This is a genomic window from Rhodopirellula maiorica SM1, assembly GCF_000346295.1.
GTDB classification, from domain to species: domain Bacteria; phylum Planctomycetota; class Planctomycetia; order Pirellulales; family Pirellulaceae; genus Novipirellula; species Novipirellula maiorica.
This window is the reverse complement of the sequence record NZ_ANOG01000840.1, coordinates 1-4,684: the sequence shown is the minus strand read 5'-3', so window position 1 is coordinate 4,684 and position 4,684 is coordinate 1. Positions and strand designations below refer to the sequence as shown.

The window sequence follows — 4,684 nt, the reverse complement described above, 5'->3', positions numbered from 1 at the left end:
CTGCGGCGTAGCGTTGCGCTGAAAGTACTGCCCTTTGCTGCGGTCTTGGATCAACAACAAGTCGCACGTTTTCGTAACGAAGCTCAGGCGGCCGCCTCGCTGCATCACCCCAACATCGTGCCGGTGTTTTCCGTCGGCTGCGAACGTGGCGTCCACTACTACAGCATGCAGCTGATCGATGGACAAACGCTCGAACAAGCGATCAAAGAGATGCGACATCAACAAAAAGTCCGTCCGATGTCGCAACTCCATCACGCCGAAGCGGCATATGCGGTGGATGCCCCAAGCGACGTGGCCTTTGACACGACCATCGGCGTGACCGCGAATGCCTCTGCCAACGAAGCGTTGTCCAAAGCCCGTCCTGGCACAACCTCGCAAGCGTTTGCTCAATCATCGCGTGGCACCTTCGCTAGCACAGCAATCAACACCGCCGACACGGTCCGCAATCGCGATTTCGTGCGTTCGACGGTACAGATCATCGTCGATGTCGCGTTGGCACTCGATTATGCACACCAACAAGGCGTGGTGCATCGTGACATCAAACCATCGAATCTTCTCGTCGATGCGGCGGGCAAAGTGTGGGTTGCTGATTTTGGTTTAGCCCGCTGTCGCGGTGCCAACAACCTAACCGCCAACGGCAACATCATCGGCACCGCTCGCTACATGAGTCCCGAGCAGGTCGCAGGACGATCCCAAGAGGTCGACCACCGCACCGACATCTACTCGTTGGGCATCACGTTGTACGAACTACTGACGCTGCAATCCGCGTTTGCAGCAACCAACCGTGAACAACTTCTTAGTGCCATCGAGTCGCAGGAGCCCCCTTCGCTTCGCCGCCTCAACCCAGCCATCTCGGTCGACTTGGAAACGATTGTTTGTAAAGCGATTGCAAAATCGAAAGACGAACGCTATGCCACCGCGGGTGAATTGGCCGAAGATCTACAGCGTTTCCTCGATGGTCGCCCCACGTTGGCGCGGCGTCCTACGCTTGTCGATCGTGCATTCAAATGGGCGATGCGTCGTCAAGGATTGGTTTGCTCGGCACTGGCGATTTCACTGACACTCGGCGTTGCGATGTCGGTGGGAATGCTGCTGGTGTCGCGGCAAAGCAGACTGAAAGATCAAGCGACCGCCCGAGCTCAACTGCATCTGGACCAAGCCCATCATGCGGTCGACCGATTTAGCGGAATGATCTCTCAACAACTCGCCGACATTCCCGGCACCGAGCAACTACGTGCGGACATGTTGCACGAAGCCGAACGCTACTATCTCGACTTCCTACGATACGCCAAGCAAAGCACCCACATGAAATCCGAGCTCGCCAAAGTGCGGTATCGGCTCGGTGCTTTGCAAACCCGGTTGGGTAAGGTTGAGGACGCGGAACAACATTACCAACAAGCGATCGCCGATTTCACCTCGCTGACAAACGACGTGACAAACGAGGGACAGAGTCACGAATCCACTCAAGCCGATTTGGCACTCTGCTTTCATAACTTGGCGGCACTGCGAAAGGACCAAGGTCGCTATAGCGAAGCCGTCGAAGGTTATCAGCAAGCAGCAAAATTGCTTGAGACGCTGTTGGCTAGCGACAAGAACCAAGCCCGCTTTTTTCGCCAGTGGGCCACGACGCAAACCAACTTGGGCACGTTGATGTGGGTCAGCGGTAAAGCCGAACAAGCCGACCGTCTGCTGGTCGATCTGCAACAACAGCTCGAGAATGTATCGCTTCGCCAACACCAGGATCGTGACATTCGCCAGCAGTTATTTGAATGCCGAAATGCTCGAGTCGCGATGCTGTTGGACAGCGATCCCGATCAAGCCGAAGCACTGCTGCAAGCGAATATCAGCGAACTTGAATCGTGGAATTTGGCTCCTAGTAAGGACGGAACTCGCGACGCCAACGAGCGACTCGCCGCATCGCAACCCTCGCCGCAGTGCCAATTGGCAATCGCACGGAACAATTTGGCAACGTTGTGGGGCCAACGAGGTGACGTCACGCAAGCGATCGAACTGGTTCGTGCTTCCATCACCGCACTGGAGCTGGACGTTGCTCAATTTGGCACCACTGGCACAGCTCAACAACAATTGGCCGTCGCGCATAACAATCTCGGACAACTGCTTTGGAACCAAGAACCCAATGAATTTGCAAAACAGGAATTTGTCAAAGCCGAAGCGATCCTGCGACGCGATTTGACATCGGAAACGACTCCCGCCGATACGCTCAGCCGACTGGCGGGCGTTCTGCACAACCGCAGCATCATCGACCAACATCAAGGCAACATGGAAAGTGCGGTTCAACATTTAACCGAAGCGATGGAGTTTCAATCGCTTGCCGTGCGAAAGGCTCCGTACAATGCAAGCTACCGAGAATACTTAGAGAGTCACCGCGAACAATTGGACCAAATCCTACACCAGATCCAGGATCAGTCCGGTACCACGGGCACAAACGCCGATTGGAAAGCCGAATCGAGGGCTTCACAGCCGATGCAGTTACCCCACTTACCGACCATACGTCCTCGCGATCAAGCCGATTCGGCCAACGAAAAGGAAGGGACAATCAATGGCTCGGCATAATTTACCGAAAGGAGTGATCGTCAAACGCCCACGCTCGTTTCTTGGCAGAATCGAGCGATTGGAGACGCGTACAATGTTAGCCGGCGCTGAAGTGATCGGCGAGGGTGAATCCAATTCAACCCCAGCGACGCCACTGCACGACCCGCTACAGATTGCTGCACCCGCGTACGTGCGTCAGATGACGATTACCCGCCCGCCGCAAATTCAGCCGCTGCAACCGTCCCGTGATCGCGTGAACGAGTCCTCGCGTCCCGCTGCACCCGGCCGTGAAATTGAATCGGATGTACTCAATCGAGACCAAGCGTTAAAGGAATGGGATCAAGAACCACCTCGCACTGGCGACACCGAAGACAGCGAGACGAGCACAAACGAACCTCCGGCAGCGTCGACAGACGAATTGGATGGCACCGACGGAACGGTGACAGACCAAACTAATTACCTGTCTCCGGAAACAGCACCAATCCCTGTACAGCCCATTCCACGGGCCGCGCGGGTGAAAACCGACACGTCCACGGCGGCCATGATGACGCTGGTAAGTCCGCCTCAATCCACCAAGTCGTTTCCGTCAGGTTCGCTGACCACTGCGGATCTTGATGCACACGTCAACTACATTGATGACGATTTCCACTATTTTGAGAGCACGACAAGTCACGTTGCGATCTCGGATCTGTCGCTTTCGTCGGAACCATTATCCAACCATGCCGCTCGAGACACGTTTATGGCGATGTCGATGCTGACATCAAGCGGGACCGAGACCAAAAACCATGGCTTGGTAAAGAACTCGACAAACCTCGGTGGCTCGGATTCCAATCCGACCAACCTAGTTAGAAATTCACGGATTGCGAATGAACCGATTGCCTTAGACCACACGCACGCTATGACGCCGCAACCGTCCCCGGCCCCGGTGCGGTTTGCATCGTTGCCGATGGTAACGCTGTTACATTCGGTGATGTTTGCAGGACAAATGGTATTGGACAGCACTGCCGAAACAATTGAGACAAATCCGTCGTGCGATGAACCATCGCCGCGTGGGCAATGCGTCGGCGATCATGACACCGCAATCCAAACAGCGATGACATTCGCCAACCAGGCCAACACGGCCTCGGAAACGACGAGCCAGGCGTCGTGGCGAAACAGCACGCTGCTTACTGTGGTGTGTGCATCCTTCAGCGTGCATCATTCGCTCACCAAGCGAACCAAAACACGGACGAGTTACTTACTCGGACGCTTCATTCGGTAAACTACGCGGGTGGGGATGATAAACTCGCCGGGTGGACGGTGCAATCATTCCACAATCAACTCAGTTGGGAGCACCCTGATGTGTTCTCCCCGCCCAAATGACCAACTAAATCAACGGAACGTCTTTCTGTATAGGGAGACGAGGTCGGCGTTTGTTACGGTTCCACTGCTCAAGACGTTCTTGTCTCTTCCTTTCCAATGTAGGGAGCATTCGCTGGACACGCTCTAGTAGCATGTACTGCTTGTCTAACGCACTCTTTTTATTAGACGCGTTTACCATTTTACTTTTCTTCGTTTCCAACTCTTCGATCAGTTGATGACGCTCAAGTAGCGAAAGGTTTTCTGAGGTTTCAAGTTTTCTGTCGAGCTTCTGTATTGCCAATCGCAATTCTACTGTATCTATCTTGTTCTCGATTTCCAAAATTTGGTGCAGCCCGAATTGGTGATTTGAATGGTCGCCAACCTGCTGCATCAAATCGGCAAATTTTTCCCACTCGACTTTTCTAGATCGTGCATCTGCAAGCAACTCACGTAGCAGCTTCTCGTCGTTTGGGCGTTCTAGCAGATCTTGCAAAATCGTTATCCGTGATCGTGTCTGGCTGTCTTCAGCAGTAAGCAGGGGCATGTCACCTGCGACCAAAATCGCTGTCACAACGATAACGCCAACATCTCGTACCCAAATCAGGATGGTAGCCATCGATTTTCCATTGGTTGAGTGGCGCCCCAAGAATGATACTTGTAAAGTATCATTCTTGGATCTAAGCCGCTAGACAGAAGTCTTTCCGTAGATTAGCCGCTCTGGCGCTAGCCACGGTTCCGACATTCAACCGGGACTAGCGCCCAAATGAAACGCTGTGAAGCATATCTCCCC

Annotated in this window: 3 protein-coding genes; 2 read left to right on the top strand and 1 reads right to left on the bottom strand. The window is 54.0% G+C overall.

Annotated elements, in window-relative coordinates; all coding sequences use genetic code 11:
• Both RMSM_RS37410 and RMSM_RS27105 read left to right on the top strand, forming a co-directional pair.
• A partial coding sequence (locus RMSM_RS37410) for a serine/threonine-protein kinase (RefSeq protein WP_144057998.1) occupies window positions 1-2,574 on the top strand: 2,574 nt, incomplete at its 5' end.
• Window positions 2,561-3,814 (top strand): hypothetical protein, encoded by a 1,254-nt coding sequence (locus tag RMSM_RS27105; protein ID WP_040769565.1) that lies wholly within the window; start codon window positions 2,561-2,563, stop codon window positions 3,812-3,814. The genes RMSM_RS37410 and RMSM_RS27105, both read left to right, overlap by 14 nt.
• Window positions 3,815-3,919: 105 nt before the next feature.
• Here the strand turns inward: RMSM_RS27105 and RMSM_RS27100 are convergent, their stop codons facing one another.
• Window positions 3,920-4,510: a hypothetical protein gene (locus tag RMSM_RS27100; RefSeq protein ID WP_008704431.1), complete on the bottom strand. Its 591-nt coding sequence runs from the start codon at window positions 4,508-4,510 to the stop codon at window positions 3,920-3,922.
• Between the last annotated feature and the right edge of the window lie 174 nt (window positions 4,511-4,684).

Excerpts from the sequence above, each read along its gene's own strand:
- RMSM_RS27100 (WP_008704431.1), bottom strand. The coding sequence starts at position 4,510 with ATGGCTACCATCCTGATTTGGGTACGAGATGTTGGCGTTATCGTTGTG.
- RMSM_RS27105 (WP_040769565.1), top strand. The coding sequence starts at position 2,561 with ATGGCTCGGCATAATTTACCGAAAGGAGTGATCGTCAAACGCCCACGC.